General features: G+C 42.8%; 14 protein-coding genes, 2 tRNA genes, 2 rRNA genes and 1 riboswitch. Of the genes, 8 read left to right on the top strand and 10 right to left on the bottom strand.

Translation table 11 applies throughout. The features are described from left to right. The first annotated feature begins 3 nt into the window (after positions 1-3). Positions 4-483 (top strand): Fur family transcriptional regulator, encoded by a 480-nt coding sequence (locus MKS89_RS14655; protein ID WP_072963534.1) that lies wholly within the window; start codon positions 4-6, stop codon positions 481-483. A 379-nt stretch (positions 484-862) separates the two neighbouring features. Then, positions 863-1864, top strand: a complete 1002-nt coding sequence (locus MKS89_RS14650) for a CobW family GTP-binding protein (RefSeq protein ID WP_072963537.1) — start codon at positions 863-865, stop codon at positions 1862-1864. A 31-nt stretch (positions 1865-1895) separates the two neighbouring features. Here MKS89_RS14650 and MKS89_RS14645 read toward each other — a convergent pair whose 3' ends face one another. The 9 genes from MKS89_RS14645 to trmA all read right to left on the bottom strand — a co-directional run bounded on the left by MKS89_RS14645 (position 1896) and on the right by trmA (position 10869). Continuing rightward, the gene (locus tag MKS89_RS14645; RefSeq protein ID WP_072963539.1) at positions 1896-2285 is read right to left on the bottom strand and encodes an NUDIX hydrolase; all 390 of its coding nucleotides are present in this window, start codon (positions 2283-2285) and stop codon (positions 1896-1898) included. Positions 2286-2341: 56 nt separating this feature from the next. Then, positions 2342-2926: an LOG family protein gene (locus MKS89_RS14640; protein ID WP_072963542.1), complete on the bottom strand. Its 585-nt coding sequence runs from the start codon at positions 2924-2926 to the stop codon at positions 2342-2344. A gap of 110 nt (positions 2927-3036) precedes the next feature. Beyond that, entirely contained in the window at positions 3037-3489 is a 453-nt protein-coding gene (locus MKS89_RS14635; protein WP_072963544.1) for a DMT family transporter, read from the bottom strand. Positions 3490-3613: 124 nt separating this feature from the next. Continuing rightward, complete coding sequence (gene pyrE, locus MKS89_RS14630) at positions 3614-4261, bottom strand: orotate phosphoribosyltransferase (protein ID WP_021021881.1); 648 nt, start codon at positions 4259-4261, stop codon at positions 3614-3616. After that, positions 4254-5297: a quinone-dependent dihydroorotate dehydrogenase gene (locus MKS89_RS14625; protein WP_072963547.1), complete on the bottom strand. Its 1044-nt coding sequence runs from the start codon at positions 5295-5297 to the stop codon at positions 4254-4256. The genes pyrE and MKS89_RS14625 overlap by 8 nt, the downstream gene beginning before the upstream one ends. Next, positions 5287-6318: a pyridoxal-phosphate dependent enzyme gene (locus MKS89_RS14620; protein WP_072963551.1), complete on the bottom strand. Its 1032-nt coding sequence runs from the start codon at positions 6316-6318 to the stop codon at positions 5287-5289. Before MKS89_RS14620 ends, MKS89_RS14625 begins: the two co-directional genes overlap by 11 nt. A gap of 3 nt (positions 6319-6321) precedes the next feature. Continuing rightward, on the bottom strand, positions 6322-7527 hold the full coding sequence (locus MKS89_RS14615) for a M24 family metallopeptidase (protein ID WP_072963553.1): 1206 nt from the start codon (positions 7525-7527) through the stop codon (positions 6322-6324). 105 nt (positions 7528-7632) lie between these two features. Beyond that, positions 7633-9072 (bottom strand): 4-hydroxyphenylacetate 3-hydroxylase family protein, encoded by a 1440-nt coding sequence (locus MKS89_RS14610; RefSeq protein WP_072963556.1) that lies wholly within the window; start codon positions 9070-9072, stop codon positions 7633-7635. A 687-nt stretch (positions 9073-9759) separates the two neighbouring features. Beyond that, entirely contained in the window at positions 9760-10869 is a 1110-nt protein-coding gene (gene trmA / locus MKS89_RS14605; RefSeq protein ID WP_072963559.1) for a tRNA (uridine(54)-C5)-methyltransferase TrmA, read from the bottom strand. Positions 10870-11007: 138 nt separating this feature from the next. Beyond that, positions 11008-11230, top strand: a riboswitch (cobalamin riboswitch). A 40-nt stretch (positions 11231-11270) separates the two neighbouring features. Here trmA and MKS89_RS14600 point away from each other — a divergent pair. Both MKS89_RS14600 and murI read left to right on the top strand, forming a co-directional pair. Next, positions 11271-13097: a TonB-dependent receptor domain-containing protein gene (locus MKS89_RS14600; protein ID WP_072963562.1), complete on the top strand. Its 1827-nt coding sequence runs from the start codon at positions 11271-11273 to the stop codon at positions 13095-13097. 72 nt (positions 13098-13169) lie between these two features. Then, positions 13170-14033, top strand: coding sequence for a glutamate racemase (murI, locus tag MKS89_RS14595; protein ID WP_077316562.1), 864 nt, complete (start codon positions 13170-13172; stop codon positions 14031-14033). On the opposite strand, the gene MKS89_RS14590 is transcribed toward murI, so the two are convergent. Next, the gene (locus tag MKS89_RS14590; RefSeq protein WP_072963565.1) at positions 13972-14424 is read right to left on the bottom strand and encodes an RNA recognition motif domain-containing protein; all 453 of its coding nucleotides are present in this window, start codon (positions 14422-14424) and stop codon (positions 13972-13974) included. The two genes, murI and MKS89_RS14590, sit on opposite strands and share 62 nt — an antisense overlap. Before the next feature lie 603 nt (positions 14425-15027). On the opposite strand from MKS89_RS14590, the gene MKS89_RS14585 reads away from it, so the two are divergent. The 4 genes from MKS89_RS14585 to MKS89_RS14570 all read left to right on the top strand — a co-directional run bounded on the left by MKS89_RS14585 (position 15028) and on the right by MKS89_RS14570 (position 20067). Then, positions 15028-16569 (top strand): 16S ribosomal RNA (locus tag MKS89_RS14585). A 62-nt stretch (positions 16570-16631) separates the two neighbouring features. After that, positions 16632-16708 (top strand) — tRNA-Ile (locus MKS89_RS14580). Positions 16709-16803: 95 nt separating this feature from the next. Next, positions 16804-16879, top strand: a tRNA-Ala gene (locus MKS89_RS14575). 298 nt (positions 16880-17177) lie between these two features. Continuing rightward, positions 17178-20067, top strand: a 23S ribosomal RNA gene (locus tag MKS89_RS14570). Together the 16S and 23S rRNA genes with 2 tRNA genes alongside form the textbook arrangement of a ribosomal RNA operon. Positions 20068-20105 lie beyond the last annotated feature (38 nt).

Here is a 20105-nt window from a genome sequence, read left to right as displayed (position 1 = left end):
CAAATGCGAAATACCGATGCCATCATGGCACAGGCAGAAAAAATTTGCCTGACCCGGGGTAAACACCTTACCGCAAAGAGAAAGTTGGTATTGCATGCTTTGCTGCATGCCAATAAGCCTCTTTCTGCCTATGAAATCGTCGATTACTGCCATCAATATTTTGCGCAGAACATTCAGGCGATGTCGGTTTATCGTATTTTAGATTTTCTTGAGGGAGAGCATTTCGCCCATAAGCTGAATATGTCGAATAAGTTCATCGTCTGTTCCCATATTCGTTGTAATCAAGACCATGGGTGTCCTCAATTTTTGATCTGTTCTGAGTGCGGTAAGGTCAGTGAGCTGACGATTGAACCGAAGGTGATTTCCAGCATCCGTACAGATGCTAGGCAAGCAGGTTTTACCGTGATGAGTCCTCAGTTCGAAATCAGTTGTGTGTGCGATGAATGTGCTGAGAAATTATTGTCAAACGCTAGAGGCTGTTGACCTTTCTTGATAGTTTTTGCAGCAATTTGTCGTGCATTGAGTCAAGGCAGGTCATGTGAAGTGTAGCGATCTACATGAACTATGACCTAACGCTGGATAAATGAGCGACAAATGCTGCCCAGAGGGTTCATCTGAACGTGTCTTGCTCTTTGTTGCGGGTCATTTGCTTAGGATAGCTAAGCGGCATGCCCCGCGCCGCGATTAATACCCGTTCAGATTGAACAAAATTCAACCACGAAAGGTCAACAACCCCTAAACACTCAATCTTTGAGCGTTGTGTTATGAGGTTTTCGTAACCGTTCATGTATTGCTGTTTATCTGTCGGAGTCAGTGGTTGTTGTGCCCCCCGAATTTGTACAAAACAACAAGAGAATTGCCAATGAGATCTGAACAACCAATGTTAGGGGTTCCGACCCATATGATTACCGGGTTTTTGGGCGTAGGAAAAACCTCGGCGATTTTGAATTTAATCGCTGCCAAACCGAGCAATGAACGCTGGGCGATTTTGGTCAATGAGTTCGGTGAAATAGGCATTGATGGGAGCTTATTGCAGGGACAACAGGTGCCAAAAGGCAACGTTTTCATTCGAGAGGTGCCAGGTGGTTGTATGTGTTGTGCGGCAGGTCTGCCTATGCAAATCGCACTCAACCAACTGTTGTCGGAAGCAAAACCGGATCGTTTACTGATAGAACCCACCGGACTTGGGCACCCCAAGGAAGTCTTGCAGGTGTTATCGACAGCGTATTACCGTCAGCTCTTGTCGTTGCAAAAGAACATCACTTTAGTTGATGCACGCAAGCTATCGGATTCTCGTTACACCGACCATGAAACGTTTAATCAGCAGATTGAAATTGCAGATACCGTGGTGGGGAACAAACGCGATCTCTATCAAGATGGTGATGTACAAGCGTTACAAGACTATGTTGCCAAAGTGGGCAGACCGGATACGAAGTTAATTTTTGCCGAGTATGGCGTTATCCCTTTCTCCGAGTTCGAGGGAAATACGTCGGTACATGCGTATTTGGCGCACCCCCACCATCATCATCGTCACAATAAGCCTTTGGTTTCTGAGTTACCTATACCGGAAAGCGGTATGCTGAAAGCAGTCAATGCAGGGGAAGGTTTTCACAGTGCGGGCTGGCGCTTTTCTCCAGAGAAGATTTTTGAACACTCGAAGCTACGGCAATTATTGGTTGAGTTGCAACTAGAGCGGATGAAAGCGGTATTCATTACGGACAGCGGGATTTTTGGTTATAACCTGACAGAAGACGGATTGACCGAAGTTGAACTGGACGAATGTGTCGAAAGCCGCATCGAACTGATTGCGGAGACAATCGATGAAGCGTTTGAAGCGCATCTGCTCCGTTGTATTCATGATTAACCATGCCTTAGCACTACACTATAGAGGGATTTCATACCTGCAGCTCCAAAGCGTAACTCATCGCCTTTTGTGCCGCAGGAGCACAGTTGTGGATTTGGGAAAGTTCAAACCACTTCGCTGTTTCTATTTCTGAACTTGGTGCAATATCACCGTTAAAATCTGCGATATAACAAAACATTGTCAACTGTGTATTTTCCAGACCATACGCAATATCCGTGATAGAAAACAGGTACTGGATAGAGTTTGGGATGAGCTCAATATTTAACTCCTCTCGGATTTCACGTTGTAAGCCTTCTTCATATGTTTCACCTACTTCCAACTTTCCACCGGGAATAAAGAACTTATCTTTACCTTTAGATTTAACACAAAGTAGCTTATTTCCTTTTCGGTAAAGCCACCCGACACTGATAAGTTGATTCATTTGGGACCTCCTATCCATAGTATGTATTACCAATTATTGTCTGCCAAACACATTTACTATATAGATTCTGGAATACAGGCCTGTTGCCATTTAGGAACAGGTGGAGTGTACGACACTATATTGTCGAGTAAATCTCCGACATTATCCGATACAGTAAGCATACTAGCATATTCTTCTTTCATAAATCCTGAAGCAATAATTTTCTCAAAGAAAATTAGCAATTCATCAAAGTAACCATTGATATTTAAAAATCCACAAGGCTTAGAGTGCAAACCTAATTGAGCCCACGTCCATGCCTCAAAAATTTCTTCTAACGTTCCGGTACCACCAGGTAAAGCAATAAAAGCATCTGCATGTTCTGCCATTAATGCTTTTCGAGAATGCATGTCACTGACAATAATCAATTCGTCAATATCTGGGTGTGCTAATTCATAATCAACCAAAGACTGAGGCATAACGCCAATAACATGAACAGCAGAAGAAATTGCTTCATCAGCCAATGTTCCCATGAGGCCCACTTTTCCTCCCCCGTAAACTAAATCAGCATTTCTTTTGGCCATTTCACGAGCTAGTGCTTTCGTTTCTTCCATAAATTCGGGGCTGACTCCATGATTAGAGCCACAAAAAACAGCAATACGCATTTTTTCACCTTTAAACAGAAATCATTAAATTAACATATTATTGACTAACTATATAAGGACAAGCCATCAACAACTCTCGACTTTATATCAAAAGGGTAATAAAGATATCATCATCGACTACTGTAGTTTACACATAATACACCGCCCAAAACTAAGGCTGTTCCCAGTAAACGAGTAGGAGAAATATCCCGAATTGGTAACCCAAGAAAACCATACTTATCCAAAATTAAGGATGTAACAATTTGTCCTAATATAACTAACGAAATCATTGCAGCAATACCTATCCGCGGTGCAAGAAACGTCGTGCCAAATACAAAGAATGCACCGAGAGCTCCTCCTGTGAGTTGCCAGCTATTGCTATATTGCAACTGATTTAATTGTGTAAAACGTTCACCTGATATTGCACATAAACATACAAGGCATACACTGCCGATGATAAAGGAAATCATGGAAGCAAGCATAGTGCTGCCACCTAAGATATTCTTCAGTTGATTATTCACAGCTGACTGCATAGCAATAGCTACACCAACACTGATAGCAATGAGTATATAGACTGGATTCACAGTCTCTCCTTTTAGTTCTACTTGATTTGATATTTTTGACGAATCAATCTACATATGAATAATAATAAAAATTGAGGGTGACCTCGTATTATTCAGATGTAAATTTTCACCTATCTTAATTTTACTACACACCGTACTTCTTCAGATAATTCAGTATAGATTCAACATTCGACTGCGAATTTGGTATCGTCGTCAGATGCGCTAGAATATGTTGAATATTTGTAATTGAAAAAATATTTAGTCCTAAACGTTCTTCAGCATCCTGTATAGCAGATTTACCACAATCGAACGAACGCTCTTGGCGATCAAGCGCAACAAGGTATGATTTTACTTGTCCTCCATTTTCTACGACTAGTTTTACACTATCATCAATAGTAATACCTGAAGTGATCACATCATCAATGATTACCACACAAGCTTTTTGCAATTGAGAACCGACTAGGAATCCACCATCCCCATACGATTTCACTTCCTTTCTATTGAATGAAAATTGAACATTATATGCAAAATCACGTTGTAATGATAAAGCAGTCGCAACACCTAAAGGAATGCCTTTATAAGCTGGACCAAAAATCACATCAGGCCTTAATTTATGCTCATATAGGAAACGAGCATAATAATGTGCAGTTTCGTTTAATAGTCGAGCACTAGATAATTGACCGAAGTTAAAAAAGTACGGACTTACTCTGCCAGATTTTAGCTTAAATTCACCAAAATTAATTACTTTGCTGTCAATGAGAAATGCCGCAAATTCACTCTGAATATTAGACATAATATGATCCTATTGCTTGTTCTATTGTAGAATAGCCATCACGTAACATACATTGCTCCATTTCTGTCAACATACGAGAAATAATATCTGGACCTTCATATACAAAAGCGGTATAGATTTGACATAGACTTGCCCCCATACAGATACGTTCATAGGCTTCTACGCCACTATTGATTCCCCCTGATGCAATAATTGGTTTATCACGACCAACAGTCGAATAAACCCTTATGAGCATATCTCGCGCTCTTTTCTGTAAAGGTTTACCGGATAGTCCCCCAGACTGTTTGCTTGTTGGTGATAGTGACAAACCATCCCGGCTAATTGTCGTATTACTGACAATTATTCCATCAATAATTGAGCTAGCTAAATAAGAGAGTAGTTCAGTCTCTTCTGATGGCGCGATATCTGGGGATAGTTTAATAAAAATAGGACAACCGCTAGCCTCTTCTACCCTAAGTACATCAAGACTTTTTAATAAAGGTTCTATGATTTCTGCCTGCTGTAAATCTCTCAGTCCAGGGGTATTAGGTGATGATAGATTAATTGTCAGATAATCAGCGTAAGGTATTAGTGTTTCTGCGACTTGCAAAAAATCATCCAGATAATTCACTGTTTCTTTATTTTTCCCTAGATTAATTCCAAGAATCATATTGTCACGCCGATTTTCTAACATTTGTTTAGCATAATTCATACCCTTTGAGTTAAAGCCATACCGATTGATAATCGCTTGATTATCCTTAAGACGGAACAAGCGAGGACGAGGATGACCAGGCTGTGCTTTTGGGGTAATAGATCCAACTTCCACAAAACTAAATCCTAAACGCCCTAAAGCATTGTAGGCTTCTGCATCCTTATCAAACCCTGCCGCCAAACCAATCGGATGAGCGAATTTTTTCTTCCAAAGGGTTTGACTTAGTCCTGCTGGTATTTCTATAGATTGCTTTGGGGAAAAATATCTTAAACCCCATATAGAGAGATGGTGCGCAATTTCTGGGGGAAGAATATGTAGACATGTAGTATAGAATCTAAATTTCATCGTGAATTATCATCTCTTCATAAAACTTGTCTGCGTTACACGATAACCGAATTTCCAACTGTTCTTTTGATAAAGGTATGACTCCCTTTTCTACCAGCCAGTCATCATCGTAAAATTGCTCAAGATAGTTGATACCGGAGTCTGGTGTGATAGCGAGTACTGAATTAATTTCAGGTAACCGTAGTGCCACTAGTGCAGAGAAAATAACAACGCCTGAAGAACCTCCAAGCAACAACCCAATATCACGCGCTAATAACCGACACAAAGAGATTGCATCCTGATCACTAACATTGTTAAGAAAGTCAAATATGGCTAGATCCGTATTCTGTGCTTTCCAACTTAGTCCTAATCCATTGAGTAAATAGGGATGAAATGGTTCTCCAAAAATAGCAGAGCCTGCCACATCACAAGCCATAGAAAGCGTTTTTGGATGTACCTTTTTTACACCTTTAACAATACCACCAAAGTGCCCGCCTGTACTCACTGAACCAAGCATCATGTCAACAGGTATATTTATAAATTCTTGTGAGGTAATCATCTCATGGTAATTCGGATTATCTGGATTATCATATTGATTCGTCCAGTAAGCCCCAGGATATTTTTCTAACAAAGCTTTAACTCTATCAATTCGAGCTTTTTGGTATCCACCATTTACATCTGGAGTACTAACAACTTCAACTTCAGCTCCGTAAGATTTAAACCAGTTTAGAGAGTTGTGACTGACTTTCGGATCAACGACTACAATCAAACGAAACCCCATACTAGCACTAAGCATTGCTAGTGATTTCCCCAAATTCCCTGAAGTTGATTCAATTACTGTCCCTCCAGGATGCAACTTCCCACTATTCATTGCTGTTTGAATTAACCCTAGAGCAGTCCGATCTTTAACGCTAAAATTTGGATTAAACTGTTCTAGTTTGAGCAGCAACTTTTTATTGGCAGGAATGAGAGGGTGCTGTAACGAAAAGAGAGGTGTATGACCGATAAGATCAGTTACAGAACATATAGTATGTGTCGTCATAATTTATAATCTCACTAAATCAGGGGCAGGATTGGCAGTCAAAAACTGGTTATGTGGTGAACCGACTAGAAGAGGATCTTCTATATGCAATGCTCCTATCCCAAACTCGTAATATGGTGTTTCCACAGAAAGAACCATTCCCTCTTCAATAATGTTGTTATCAGAAGGACTAAGAATAGGGGTTTCATAAGGTTCCAGCCCGATTGCATGCCCTACGTGGTGGCGATTATATTCAGGAAAACCTGAACGATGGACAACATCCATGACTCTTGAATATACATCTCTACCAGTAAGCCCCGGACGTATAAAGTCAAGTGCGGCTAACATTCCATTTTGTAGTGCTTGGTAGCGTTTTTGAATGATCGGAGTCGGTTGTCCAACACTATAGACTCTTGCAATATCAGACCAGAAGCCTTGATAGATCGCGTCAGAATCAAACCAAAGTAGATCTCCTGACTGCAAATAAATGTCTGAACGTTGTCTACGTTGTCCACCAATAGCTGAACGACCGATTTTCAGCATAGTTAAAGAAGGGAAAGCCCCTCTTTGTACCAGAGCACAGTTAAATCGTCCTGCTAATTCGGTTTCTGACACCCCAATTTTGGCAAAAGCAGCAGTGTCATAAATTGCAGATTCATTAATTAGAGCAGACTGAGTGAGCAACTCAACCTCATGTGAGGTCTTGAATTGTCGAGAAAAGCGAATCTGCTTCGATACTTCAACCCATAAAAGCTCCGGAAACTCCTGTTGTAGATATTGTAATGATTGTAATGTCATACCATCTTTGTCATAACCAACTCTCTTAATATCTATATCTTTTTTCAGCTCGATAATTAATGCTTTAGCTGCTTCTGCTGGAGAAGGATGTGATCGCTCAACCTGACTGAGTAACTGTAGTTTCACCTCTTCCTGTGTTAAATCCACACTTTCAATAGATTCTCTATAAAATGTTCCATATGTCTTTACATGATGAATTGGAGTATCCGCATCGAGAATCTGATCAATTTCTCCAATAGAATGTACAATATGTATTGTGTCAGGAGCATTACGATGTAGCATCACATAACATTGCCCATAATATGGATTTAATGTTTTTATTACAGGTGAAAATCCAGAAAAGTATTGAATGCTCTCTTTGCTTGTACCAATCAATAAGTCAATATCCATCCTAGAGAATAATTTATCTATTTGAGGTAAGTTATACGCCATAATAGTTCCTATGAAATGACTGTTGTTAATTTAATTGTCAATATTAATATGTTTGAAAAACTAAAAAATTTAATAATATTAAGTTTGTGTTCGCTGATATTAATTCTAACTAAAACTATATCTGGATAAGCTTTTTTTAATTTTATTTATATGCTGTTTGATGTTTTTTTTAGGATAATTTTTATAATGTGTTGCAGCAATTCTTACAGGGTCACCTGCATGATAAATTTCATATACCAACTGTCTTTGCCCAAAACCATCACCAGTTAAATCCCAAGCAAGATTTAAAAGAAAAGTTCGCTCCTCAGCACTCATAGTTGCGCTATGCAATGTTGTACGAATCGTCTCACCATTTTCATTATCGAAGTCACCATGGTGCGGTACTGCTAACATAGAACCTGCTGCTAGTGATTGGATAATATTTACCATACGGTGATACCATTTAGGGAAATGGTATCGAACTGCTTGAATTGCATGAATACTAGGATTTAAGATATCATTTTCTAATGTTGCATCCTGTTCAGATAGAAGAATTGCAGCTCTAACTAATTCAAGACTCGTTGTCATCTCACCTAATTGTTCTTGGACATTGAGGAAAGTATCCAAGCCCATTTTATCTGCAAGTTCAATTGCTACACCTGTTAACAGCTCGGCCTTAGCAAGTCCACGAACAATTCCTTGATGCCCATTGTGATTACGGATCCGTGTTTTATCATAAAAAGAATTCGACTTTTCAACATCGCGAAATACAAACACATCGCTCCAAGGAATAAACACTTCATCAAAAATCATATAGGCATCAGACTCATCAAATTGATTTGCCATTGGGTGATCCAACAAATTATAATTTTTATAGTTTAAAGGTTTACGACATATTAATTTTAGGCCCTGAGCCGTTACCGGCACGGCAAAAGCCAGTGCGAAGTCCTCATCACCAGGACGTAGTCCCGGCATATTGAAAATTAATAATTCATCAGCGATAGGTGCTAACGTGACGATCATTTTTGCCCCAGAAACTATAATGCCCTTTTCATCTGATGAAATAACTCGTACACCGCAATATGCATTTTCCTGAATCCCTAATTGTACTGCACGATCAATCTGGGGATTGACGGCTCCATGGCCAACGAAGAGATTTTCCTGACGGCATTTTTCATAATAACATTTAGCATTATATGAAAAATCAATAAACTCTCCCGCTCCTAAGAAGTCAGAATTAACAGCCATAGCTGCTAAAGCTGCATTAATAAAATCAGGTGTTCTTCCCAGCATTCCAAAAGATAAATCAGCAACGATCTTATAGCTATCACGTTTCTTCTTTAGATCATCAATGTTTTTAGGAGCTAGTGTACTTATGTGATATTGTTTCTCATCTTCCATATAAGTGAACAAGTCTGATTGTGACTCTTGGAGTTGATAAAAATTAACAATACTATCAATGGCCCCTTTAAACGAATCCTCTGTAGTTACATCTGTAACTAACTTTGAGTTAATATAAACACATCTTGGGGTTTTCAGTCTTTTTAAGTAATTTTCTCCTAACATAGAAATTCCTTTTTCAACTTTAAATTAGTTGTTTAAGTTATTGGTGTAATTGACTGAAAGCTAATAACACCAGAGTTGTGAGATGCAAATTTAAACAATGGATGCTTAATTGTTTAATAACAAATATAACATCTAATTATTAATTTGTATTATCTATTGTTTATGATTTAAATAAAAATTGGTCACAAGATAAAGCCGTGAAAATATATTACAATAATGCAACCGATTGCAAACAAGATATAAAAAAATAATAATTTAATTAGAAAATGAATTACAGTTATGTGATGCGTGTATGATAATACTGAAATTTTGTGGAACATAATATCTATTATGATACAAATTGCATTCTGTGTTTCAGATGTGACCACGTTAGTGATTTTAGTGTAAATAGAGTGTCGTCATTTCAGTTTAGGGGAAGTGGACATGATCAAGTGAGCTAGTTGCCGATCTTAAGCAGGTTTGTTGATAGTGGTTTTTCATTTAGATAAGAGGCAGCATGTAGCTGCCTCTTTTTATATTTTTTGCTATTAGTAAGTATGCATTCAGTACTGGTTATATCTGTACATTCCCTTAAGTCCATTAAAACCTTATGTTTAATAGTTAGCGGGATACAGAGAGTTAAAACCTTCCCGTACCCCAAGCCGTACCATAGGCGATTCTTACCATAACAAAAAATCCTTTAAGTCCTTATTTAATGCGCTCTAACATCACACCTGCTTCCATATGGTGGGTGTAGGGGAACTGGTCGAACAGCGCGAAGCGAGTAATGCGGTGCGTTTCACTCAGAACGGCCAGATTTTCCTTGAGGGTTTCCGGGTTACAAGAAATATAAAGAATTCGAGGATATTTCTGCACCATCTTACAAGTATCGATATCCATACCTGAGCGCGGTGGATCGACAAAAATCGTGTTGCATTGGTAGCTACTGAGATCAACGCCAGCATCTTTCAGGCGGCGGAACTCACGCTTTCCTTCCATAGCTTGAGTAAATTCTTCCGCGGACATCCGGATGATTTGTACATTATCGATATGGTTGGCAGCAATATTGTATTGCGCAGAGTCGACCGAAGGTTTCGCCAGTTCTGTTGCCAGCACACGGTTGAAATTTTGCGCCAGAGCGAGAGAGAAATTGCCATTCCCGCAGTAGAGTTCTAACAGATCGCCCTGACTGTCACGGGTGCAGTCAACCGCCCACGCCAACATTTTTTCCGCAATACGTCCGTTGGGCTGAGTGAAACTGTTTTCAACTTGCTGGTAGGTGTAGGTTTGACCATGGACGGACAGTTTTTCAACCACGTAATCGCGATCTAAGACCATCTTTATTTTTCGCGCCCGGCCAATTAAATTCAGGTTGAACCCTTGTTGACGTAATGTCTCTTTCAAGGTTTGTGCGGCTTGCTGCCACTGTTCGTCAATCTGACGATGGTAGAGTAGTGAGACAAGAATTTCGCCGCTGAGTGATGATAAAAAATCAACCTGAAACAGCTTATGGCGCAGGATATCGTTATCACGAATCTGTTCGAGCAAAGCTGGCATCAGTTGATTGATCAGTTGGCTTGCTGCCGGAAACTGATCGACCCGATATTTCTGGCGAGTTTCCTGATCGAACATGATGTAGTAGAGGTCATTCCCTTCATGCCAGACACGAAACTCCGCACGCATCCGATAGTGTTGTTCCGGTGATTCAAACACGGTCAGTTCTGGCATTTGAAATTCAGAGAACATCTCAGTAAGCCGAGTGACTTTCTCTTTTAGTTGATTCTGGTAGCGTTCGGGATTTACATCAAGAGTAGCCATCGTATTACCTTACAGAGCGAACAGTTAAAGAGCGCAGATTTTATTCGATTCCATCATGATGTCCAGTCTGTTCGCCGATCCGCAAGAATTTTTTTCATACATACCGTAAATATCATCTGGACAAGGGTTAGGTAGGCCAATACTATCGTGCCAGTTGGTACCCCCAGTGACAACGAGTATGCATTTGCTGGGGTGTTGAAAAGGGAATCTGGTGAAAATCCAGAACTGACGCGCAGCGGTAAATAGAAGACAAGATCTCAAAAGACACTGCACCAGATGTGTGGGAAGTCGAGATTTTGGCGGTTATCTCAGGGTAATCATATTCTTAAGTCCGAAGACCTGCCAGCAACTGGGAGAAGACAGGTATCCCAGTCAGATTAACGCGAATTCAGGATATAAAAATGAAAAAAACAGTTTTAGCGATAGCAGTGGTATCGCAGCTCCCTTGTGCTTTCTATTCTTATGCAGACAGTTCAAATGCTGACACGATGGTGGTGACAGCGAATCGGTTTGAGCAAAAAATAAAAGAAACTATTGAACCAGTAGAAGTTATTACTAAACAAGATATTAATGCTATTCAAGCAACATCGTTGGTAGATGTACTAAAACATCTACCTGGTGTCCAGATTGCAAATCAAGGAGGGCTTGGGCAAAGCGCTGAACTTTATTTACAAGGACGTTCATCTAGTAATACCTTGTTCCTTTTAAATGGTATTAGGATCGGTAGTGCCACCTCTGGATCAACAGATCTATCTGCAATTCCACTGAAAGGTATTGAGAGGATAGAGGTACTTCGAGGCCCTCGAGCTGCCGTTTATGGCTCCGATGCAGTCAGTGGTGTTGTTAATCTGATTACAACAGCATCGCCGAGCAACCGTTCAGGCGTATCAGCATCGGTAGGAAGTAATAAATACTTTGATACAAATGCTTATTTTTCTGTGGCGGATGATGTTAGTTGGTTAAACATGTCTGTAACTCATCAACAGAATGATGGTTTTGATGTAAAGACGAATAGTCCAAATATTCATGATTCAGATAATGATGGGGTTCTCTCACAATATATATTGGCTGATGTGGGGAGAAAACTATCAGACTCATTAACCCTAAAATTGAATGGGTATTACCAGCGTAAAAACTCAGATTATGATTATGGACAATCATCGAATGGAGCTGATCAGACAGATAGTGATTTATATAATGTCGGCTTGATTACAGAGTATAAAGTAGATCCTAGTTATCAAAGTCACTTGACGGTAGCAACGAATCAGGATTCGGCTGAATTCCATGGGCAAGGAGCAACACCAAATACGATTAGTACCAACCGAGACTCATTTTCATGGGATAATCGATATAAGTTAAATCAAGTGCTTGTCGTTACTGGTGGTTTCGACTGGTATCGTGATCGTGTTGACAATGGTTCGATTGAGTACCTCAGTGATAAACGAAGAAATACTGCTGGCTATCTTGGCGGATATTTATCTTTAGGAGACTTTTCTGCTGAAGGAAATATTAGACGGGATAAAAATAGTGCTTACGGTTATGTAACGACTAACCAAATTGCCTCGGCATATCGTTTATCGGATGATCTGCGTATTACGATGAGTTATGGGGAATCCTTTAAAGCGCCAACCTTTAATCAACTTTATTGGCCGACCCAATGTTTTGGATCCGGTGGTTGCTACTCCGGGAATCCATCTCTTGTTCCTGAAAAAACAAAGACGAGTGAATTAGCATTTGAAGGGACTTATTATGGGGCGGAGCTTCGTCTGGCAGCCTATCGAAGCCGCGTGAAAGATATGATCGATAGTCTCTCAAATGAAAATGTGGATAGAGTCGATATACAAGGGATGGAGTTTGTCTCAAAATTTGAAACAGGGAGTTTGTATCACACCGTCGTATACGATTTTCTGGATGCTAAAAATAGTTCAACAGATAAGCAGCTCAGACGTAGAGCAAGACATAGTGTCAAATGGGATACTGAATATCTATATGGAGCATGGCAAGTTAAGTTGAGTTATTTATTTCAAGGGAAAAGATACGAAGATACAAGAAACCAAAAAGTCCTAGGAGGATATGGTTTAGTTGATTTGGCAACTTCTTATATGTTCGATAATGGTGTTAAAGTCGGTGGTAGAGTTGCTAATTTACTTGATAGGGAATATCAGACCGCACTTGGTTACAATACGGCAGATAGAGAGTACTATCTAAATATCTCATATGATTTGTAATGCATCAGAGCCGCCGTTTGGCGGCTCTTCCATTGGTTCAATGCTATTGCTAAAAAGCATTGAAAGCGTATGATGCAGCTTATTTTCTCCTTTCTGACGTACCATATTTTTATCGTGTCTTCACAAGTTTCTAATATCCTAATCTTTGACTCCGGTGTCGGTGGCCTCTCGGTTTATCGGGAAATTATTCAGCGACTGCCTGATCATAACTACTTCTATCTGTTCGATAATGAAGGCTATCCATATGGAGAGCTACCACAACAGGAACTACTCCACCGGGTTGAAGCCTTAGTCACATCTATCGTTAAGAAAATGGCGATTGATATCGTTGTGATTGCTTGTAATACCGCGAGCACGATTGTTTTGCCTTCCTTACGAAAGCGCTTAGATATTCCTGTCGTTGGGGTTGTGCCTGCGATTAAGCCTGCGTGTAATTTGGCCCAGCAATGTGTCGGCCTTATTGCGACTCCCGCAACCATCAAGCGGCCTTATACGCATGAGCTGATTCGGGACTTCTCATCTGATAAAGATATCTGTCTGCTTGGCTCAACAGCGTTGGTCGATATGGCTGAGCGTAAATTACGTGGCGTTACAGTGAACATGTTTGAACTGGCAAGCATTCTTCAACCGATTCAGGGGAAAATCGATGTTGCGGTACTCGGCTGCACACATTTCCCGCTATTGAGAGATGAGATTCAGCAGGTATTAGGAAGCAAGGTCATTCTGGTGGATTCTGGCAAAGCGATTGCCCGAAGGGTGGAGAGCTTGATTTCTGAAACAATGTGTAGACATGCCCCAAAAACACCTCGGGTTTTTGCCAGCACTTCGCCATATGATAGCGAAGCACTGACACAAGTTTTATCCGATTGGGGATTTAATCAAATTGAGAACTATCCGATTCAGGATTTTTCGGATCATTCGCAACCCGAACTTTAAGAGTCCGATCCATATAACTAGACTCATTGAGTTCTGTAATTGCTTTTTGTGCGTCAGCCTCCGGCATGACCACAAAGCCAAATCCACGTCGCTTGCCAGTCCGTTTGTCTTTCATTAAACGCACAGCGAAGACTTCACCATAATCTGCAAATAGGCTTTTCACATTCGATTCATTGGCTTTGTAAGGGAGGTTGCCGACATATAATGTTGTTGTCGCCATCTGTGATTGCTGTTGAGAAGACGAATTTTGTGAAGTGAGAAGAAAAACAAGTGTTGCTCCTGCCAATCCGACCAGGAAAGCAACCACCGAGGGAATTGCGAGCTGAGAAAGTGCAATGACACCTAATACAGCAAACGTGGCAAGCCACAAAAAATATTTAGTTAAATTCATATTGGAATACTACTTATCAATTAATAAGAAAGATGAATACATAAATAAAATAGAACAGATAAATGAATCTTACGTTTATGTCCGGGGTTTTTCCAACCTATTGCTGTGATAATCTTCAAAGGTTGTAACATTATTTATAACGTTTCTGATTTCTTTTTGAGCAAACGGAAAAAAAAGTAAAAAAATCACTTGCTACAAGTTATTTGTTCCCTATAATGCCGCCTCACCGACAGAGAGTGTCTGAAAACGACAAACTCAAGGTGAAAGAAAATCCTTAAAATTGTTAGCAAATATCTGTTGACTTGATTTTCGAAAAGCGTAAGATACGCACCCCTAGCCAAGGCGACAAGCCAGACACTAGGTGCTCTTTAACAATATAGACCAATCAATCTGTGTGGGCACTCGTCGATAAATATCCAATAAGATTTTATCAATGAACCGAGTGACCAATATCAAGTTGGAAAGCAGTTTACTGTTATCTGACAAGAGCACAGTCAATTCAGCATTACGAAAGTAATGTGACTTTTTGCTTCTGCTTTTTTTAAAAAAGCGGAGACGAAAAGCAGTATTCATTGAGCCGACACTTCGGTGTCACAAAAACTTTAATTGAAGAGTTTGATCATGGCTCAGATTGAACGCTGGCGGCAGGCCTAACACATGCAAGTCGAGCGGTAACAGAAAGAAGCTTGCTTCTTTGCTGACGAGCGGCGGACGGGTGAGTAAAGCCTGGGAAATTGCCCTGATGTGGGGGATAACCATTGGAAACGATGGCTAATACCGCATAATGTCTACGGACCAAAGAGGGGGACCTTCGGGCCTCTCGCGTCGGGATATGCCCAGGTGGGATTAGCTAGTTGGTGAGGTAAAGGCTCACCAAGGCGACGATCTCTAGCTGGTCTGAGAGGATGATCAGCCACACTGGAACTGAGACACGGTCCAGACTCCTACGGGAGGCAGCAGTGGGGAATATTGCACAATGGGCGCAAGCCTGATGCAGCCATGCCGCGTGTATGAAGAAGGCCTTCGGGTTGTAAAGTACTTTCAGCAGTGAGGAAGGATATAGCTTTAATAGAGTTATATTTTGACGTTAGCTGCAGAAGAAGCACCGGCTAACTCCGTGCCAGCAGCCGCGGTAATACGGAGGGTGCGAGCGTTAATCGGAATTACTGGGCGTAAAGCGCATGCAGGTGGTTTTTTAAGTCAGATGTGAAAGCCCGGGGCTTAACCCCGGAGTTGCATTTGAAACTGGGAGGCTAGAGTACTGTAGAGGGGGGTAGAATTTCAGGTGTAGCGGTGAAATGCGTAGAGATCTGAAGGAATACCGGTGGCGAAGGCGGCCCCCTGGACAGATACTGACACTCAGATGCGAAAGCGTGGGGAGCAAACAGGATTAGATACCCTGGTAGTCCACGCCGTAAACGATGTCTACTTGGAGGTTGTGGCCTTGAGCCGTGGCTTTCGGAGCTAACGCGTTAAGTAGACCGCCTGGGGAGTACGGTCGCAAGATTAAAACTCAAATGAATTGACGGGGGCCCGCACAAGCGGTGGAGCATGTGGTTTAATTCGATGCAACGCGAAGAACCTTACCTACTCTTGACATCCTCAGAAGAGACTGGAGACAGTCTTGTGCCTTCGGGAACTGAGAGACAGGTGCTGCATGGCTGTCGTCAGCTCGTGTTGTGAAATGTTGGGTTAAGTCCCGCAACGAGCGCAACCCTTATCCTTGATTGCCAGCACTTCGGGTGGGAACTTCAGGGAGACTGCCGGTGATAAACCGGAGGAAGGTGGGGACGACGTCAAGTCATCATGGCCCTTACGAGTAGGGCTACACACGTGCTACAATGGCGTATACAGAGGGTTGCCAACTTGCGAAAGTGAGCGAATCCCAAAAAGTACGTCGTAGTCCGGATTGGAGTCTGCAACTCGACTCCATGAAGTCGGAATCGCTAGTAATCGTGGATCAGAATGCCACGGTGAATACGTTCCCGGGCCTTGTACACACCGCCCGTCACACCATGGGAGTGGGCTGCAAAAGAAGCAGGTAGTTTAACCTTCGGGAGGACGCTTGCCACTTTGTGGTTCATGACTGGGGTGAAGTCGTAACAAGGTAGCGCTAGGGGAACCTGGCGCTGGATCACCTCCTTACGAAGAGATATTTTGGATGAGTGTCCACACAGATTGATTTGGTTTATAAGCAAAGAGAGTTTGGGTCTGTAGCTCAGGTGGTTAGAGCGTTCGCCTGATAAGCGAGAGGTCGGTGGTTCAAGTCCACTCAGACCCACCAAAATCTTCGAATAGCGGCGTTAGTTTCCTCGTCGTGTATAAACGATACACGTCCTCGAAAACTGCCTTGCTCTTCAATGATTTATCTCTAAAGATGGGGCTATAGCTCAGCTGGGAGAGCGCCTGCCTTGCACGCAGGAGGTCTGCGGTTCGATCCCGCATAGCTCCACCATCTTTAAGGGTTTTTAGACAGAATCTTTAAAAATGGTTTTGTAATATACAAAATCTTTGCTCTTTAACAATTTGGAAAGCTGACAAAATAATGTGTGTTTCTTTGGAAACAGACGATTATTTGTAAAAGTTCTCAATACTTTCTCGAAAGAGAAAGACCAACACAATCAAGTGTTCTTGGAATGACACAATTTAGTGTCTATTCAATTGAGTCCGGCAAAACCAGTCTCTCGCTCATGTAAAATAATGAGAGACACCTAGGTTACTGATATGCAGCTCGAAACTTCTTCGGGTTGTATGGTTAAGTGACTAAGCGTACACGGTGGATGCCTTGGCAGTCAGAGGCGATGAAGGACGTACTAACTTGCGATAAGCGTAGATGAGGCAGTAAGAGCCACTTGAATCTACGATTTCCGAATGGGGAAACCCACATGCAGCAGCATGTATCATCAGGTGAATACATAGCCTGATGAGGCGAACCGGGAGAACTGAAACATCTAAGTACCCCGAGGAAAAGAAATCAACCGAGATTCCGACAGTAGCGGCGAGCGAAATCGGAGTAGCCCTTAAGCTTTTACAGCGTTAGGTGAAGTGTCTGGAAAGGCACGCGATAGAGGGTGATAGCCCCGTAACCGAAGGCGTTGTTGAAGTGAAAACGAGTAAGGCGGGACACGTGATATCCTGTCTGAAGATGGGGGGACCATCCTCCAAGGCTAAATACTCCTGACTGACCGATAGTGAACCAGTACCGTGAGGGAAAGGCGAAAAGAACCCCTGTGAGGGGAGTGAAATAGAACCTGAAACCGTGTACGTACAAGCAGTAGGAGCACCTTCGTGGTGTGACTGCGTACCTTTTGTATAATGGGTCAGCGACTTATATTCAGTGGCAAGGTTAACCGATTAGGGGAGCCGTAGCGAAAGCGAGTGTTAACTGCGCGTTTAGTCTCTGGATATAGACCCGAAACCGAGTGATCTAGCCATGGGCAGGTTGAAGGTTGAGTAACATCAACTGGAGGACCGAACCGACTAATGTTGAAAAATTAGCGGATGACTTGTGGCTAGGGGTGAAAGGCCAATCAAACTCGGAGATAGCTGGTTCTCCCCGAAAGCTATTTAGGTAGCGCCTCGGACGAATACTACTGGGGGTAGAGCACTGTTAAGGCTAGGGGGTCATCCCGACTTACCAACCCTTTGCAAACTCCGAATACCAGTAAGTACTATCCGGGAGACACACGGCGGGTGCTAACGTCCGTCGTGGAGAGGGAAACAACCCAGACCGCCAGCTAAGGTCCCAAATTACAGCTAAGTGGGAAACGATGTGGGAAGGCTCAGACAGCTAGGATGTTGGCTTAGAAGCAGCCATCATTTAAAGAAAGCGTAATAGCTCACTAGTCGAGTCGGCCTGCGCGGAAGATGTAACGGGGCTAAGCTGTAAACCGAAGCTGCGGCAATGCGATTTATCGCATTGGGTAGGGGAGCGTTCTGTAAGCCGTTGAAGGTGTGTTGTAAAGCATGCTGGAGGTATCAGAAGTGCGAATGCTGACATGAGTAACGACAAGGGGGGTGAAAAACCTCCCCGCCGGAAGACCAAGGGTTCCTGTCCAACGTTAATCGGGGCAGGGTAAGTCGACCCCTAAGGCGAGGCTGAAAAGCGTAGTCGATGGGAAACGGGTTAATATTCCCGTACTTGTTGTGAATGCGATGGGGGGACGGAGAAGGCTAGGTGGGCCTGGCGACGGTCGTCCAGGTTCAAGTGCGTAGGCTGTAGAGTTAGGCAAATCCGGCTCTACAATAGGCTGAGACACGATGTCGAGCATCTACGGATGTGAAGTCATTGATGCCATGCTTCCGGGAAAAGCCTCTAAGCTTCAGTTCACAAGAAATCGTACCCCAAACCGACACAGGTGGTCGGGTAGAGAATACCAAGGCGCTTGAGAGAACTCGGGTGAAGGAACTAGGCAAAATGGTACCGTAACTTCGGGAGAAGGTACGCTCTTGACGGTGAAGTCCCTTGCGGATGGAGCTGATGAGAGTCGCAGATACCAGGTGGCTGCAACTGTTTATTAAAAACACAGCACTGTGCAAAATCGTAAGATGACGTATACGGTGTGACGCCTGCCCGGTGCCGGAAGGTTAATTGATGGGGTTAGACTACGGTCGAAGCTCTTGATCGAAGCCCCGGTAAACGGCGGCCGTAACTATAACGGTCCTAAGGTAGCGAAATTCCTTGTCGGGTAAGTTCCGACCTGCACGAATGGCGTAATGATGGCCACGCTGTCTCCACCCGAGACTCAGTGAAATTGAAATCGCTGTGAAGATGCAGTGTACCCGCGGCTAGACGGAAAGACCCCGTGAACCTTTACTACAGCTTGGCACTGAACATTGAGCCTACATGTGTAGGATAGGTGGGAGGCTTTGAAGCAGTCACGCTAGTGATTGTGGAGCCGACCTTGAAATACCACCCTTGTATGTTTGATGTTCTAACTTGGCCCCATTATCTGGGGTGAGGACAGTGCCTGGTGGGTAGTTTGACTGGGGCGGTCTCCTCCCAAAGAGTAACGGAGGAGCACGAAGGTGGGCTAATCACGGTTGGACATCGTGAGGTTAGTGCAATGGCATAAGCCCGCTTAACTGCGAGAGTGACGGCTCGAGCAGGTGCGAAAGCAGGTCATAGTGATCCGGTGGTTCTGAATGGAAGGGCCATCGCTCAACGGATAAAAGGTACTCCGGGGATAACAGGCTGATACCGCCCAAGAGTTCATATCGACGGCGGTGTTTGGCACCTCGATGTCGGCTCATCACATCCTGGGGCTGAAGTCGGTCCCAAGGGTATGGCTGTTCGCCATTTAAAGTGGTACGCGAGCTGGGTTTAGAACGTCGTGAGACAGTTCGGTCCCTATCTGCCGTGGGCGTTGGAGAATTGAAAGGGGCTGCTCCTAGTACGAGAGGACCGGAGTGGACGAACCTCTGGTGTTCGGGTTGTGATGCCAATCGCATTGCCCGGTAGCTAAGTTCGGAATCGATAACCGCTGAAAGCATCTAAGCGGGAAGCGAGCCTTGAGATGAGTTCTCCCTGGCGCTTAAAGCGTCCTGAAGGGTTGTTCGAGACTAGAACGTTGATAGGCAGGGTGTGTAAGCGCTGTGAGGCGTTGAGCTAACCTGTACTAATTGCCCGTGAGACTTAACCATACAACACCGAAGGGGTTTTAGGGCTCAGTAAGAGACTT

Source organism: Vibrio gazogenes (assembly GCF_023920225.1).
GTDB lineage: Bacteria > Pseudomonadota > Gammaproteobacteria > Enterobacterales > Vibrionaceae > Vibrio > Vibrio gazogenes.
This window is presented reverse-complemented; position numbering and strand designations above follow the sequence as displayed.

Excerpts from the sequence above, each read along its gene's own strand:
- MKS89_RS14600 (WP_072963562.1), top strand. The coding sequence starts at position 11,271 with ATGAAAAAAACAGTTTTAGCGATAGCAGTGGTATCGCAGCTCCCTTGT.
- MKS89_RS14615 (WP_072963553.1), bottom strand. The coding sequence starts at position 7,527 with ATGGCGTATAACTTACCTCAAATAGATAAATTATTCTCTAGGATGGAT.
- MKS89_RS14625 (WP_072963547.1), bottom strand. The coding sequence starts at position 5,297 with ATGAAATTTAGATTCTATACTACATGTCTACATATTCTTCCCCCAGAA.
- MKS89_RS14645 (WP_072963539.1), bottom strand. The coding sequence starts at position 2,285 with ATGAATCAACTTATCAGTGTCGGGTGGCTTTACCGAAAAGGAAATAAG.
- MKS89_RS14650 (WP_072963537.1), top strand. The coding sequence starts at position 863 with ATGAGATCTGAACAACCAATGTTAGGGGTTCCGACCCATATGATTACC.
- MKS89_RS14640 (WP_072963542.1), bottom strand. The coding sequence starts at position 2,926 with ATGCGTATTGCTGTTTTTTGTGGCTCTAATCATGGAGTCAGCCCCGAA.
- MKS89_RS14655 (WP_072963534.1), top strand. The coding sequence starts at position 4 with ATGCGAAATACCGATGCCATCATGGCACAGGCAGAAAAAATTTGCCTG.
- MKS89_RS14610 (WP_072963556.1), bottom strand. The coding sequence starts at position 9,072 with ATGTTAGGAGAAAATTACTTAAAAAGACTGAAAACCCCAAGATGTGTT.
- murI (WP_077316562.1), top strand. The coding sequence starts at position 13,170 with ATGCAGCTTATTTTCTCCTTTCTGACGTACCATATTTTTATCGTGTCT.
- pyrE (WP_021021881.1), bottom strand. The coding sequence starts at position 4,261 with ATGTCTAATATTCAGAGTGAATTTGCGGCATTTCTCATTGACAGCAAA.
- trmA (WP_072963559.1), bottom strand. The coding sequence starts at position 10,869 with ATGGCTACTCTTGATGTAAATCCCGAACGCTACCAGAATCAACTAAAA.
- MKS89_RS14620 (WP_072963551.1), bottom strand. The coding sequence starts at position 6,318 with ATGACGACACATACTATATGTTCTGTAACTGATCTTATCGGTCATACA.
- MKS89_RS14590 (WP_072963565.1), bottom strand. The coding sequence starts at position 14,424 with ATGAATTTAACTAAATATTTTTTGTGGCTTGCCACGTTTGCTGTATTA.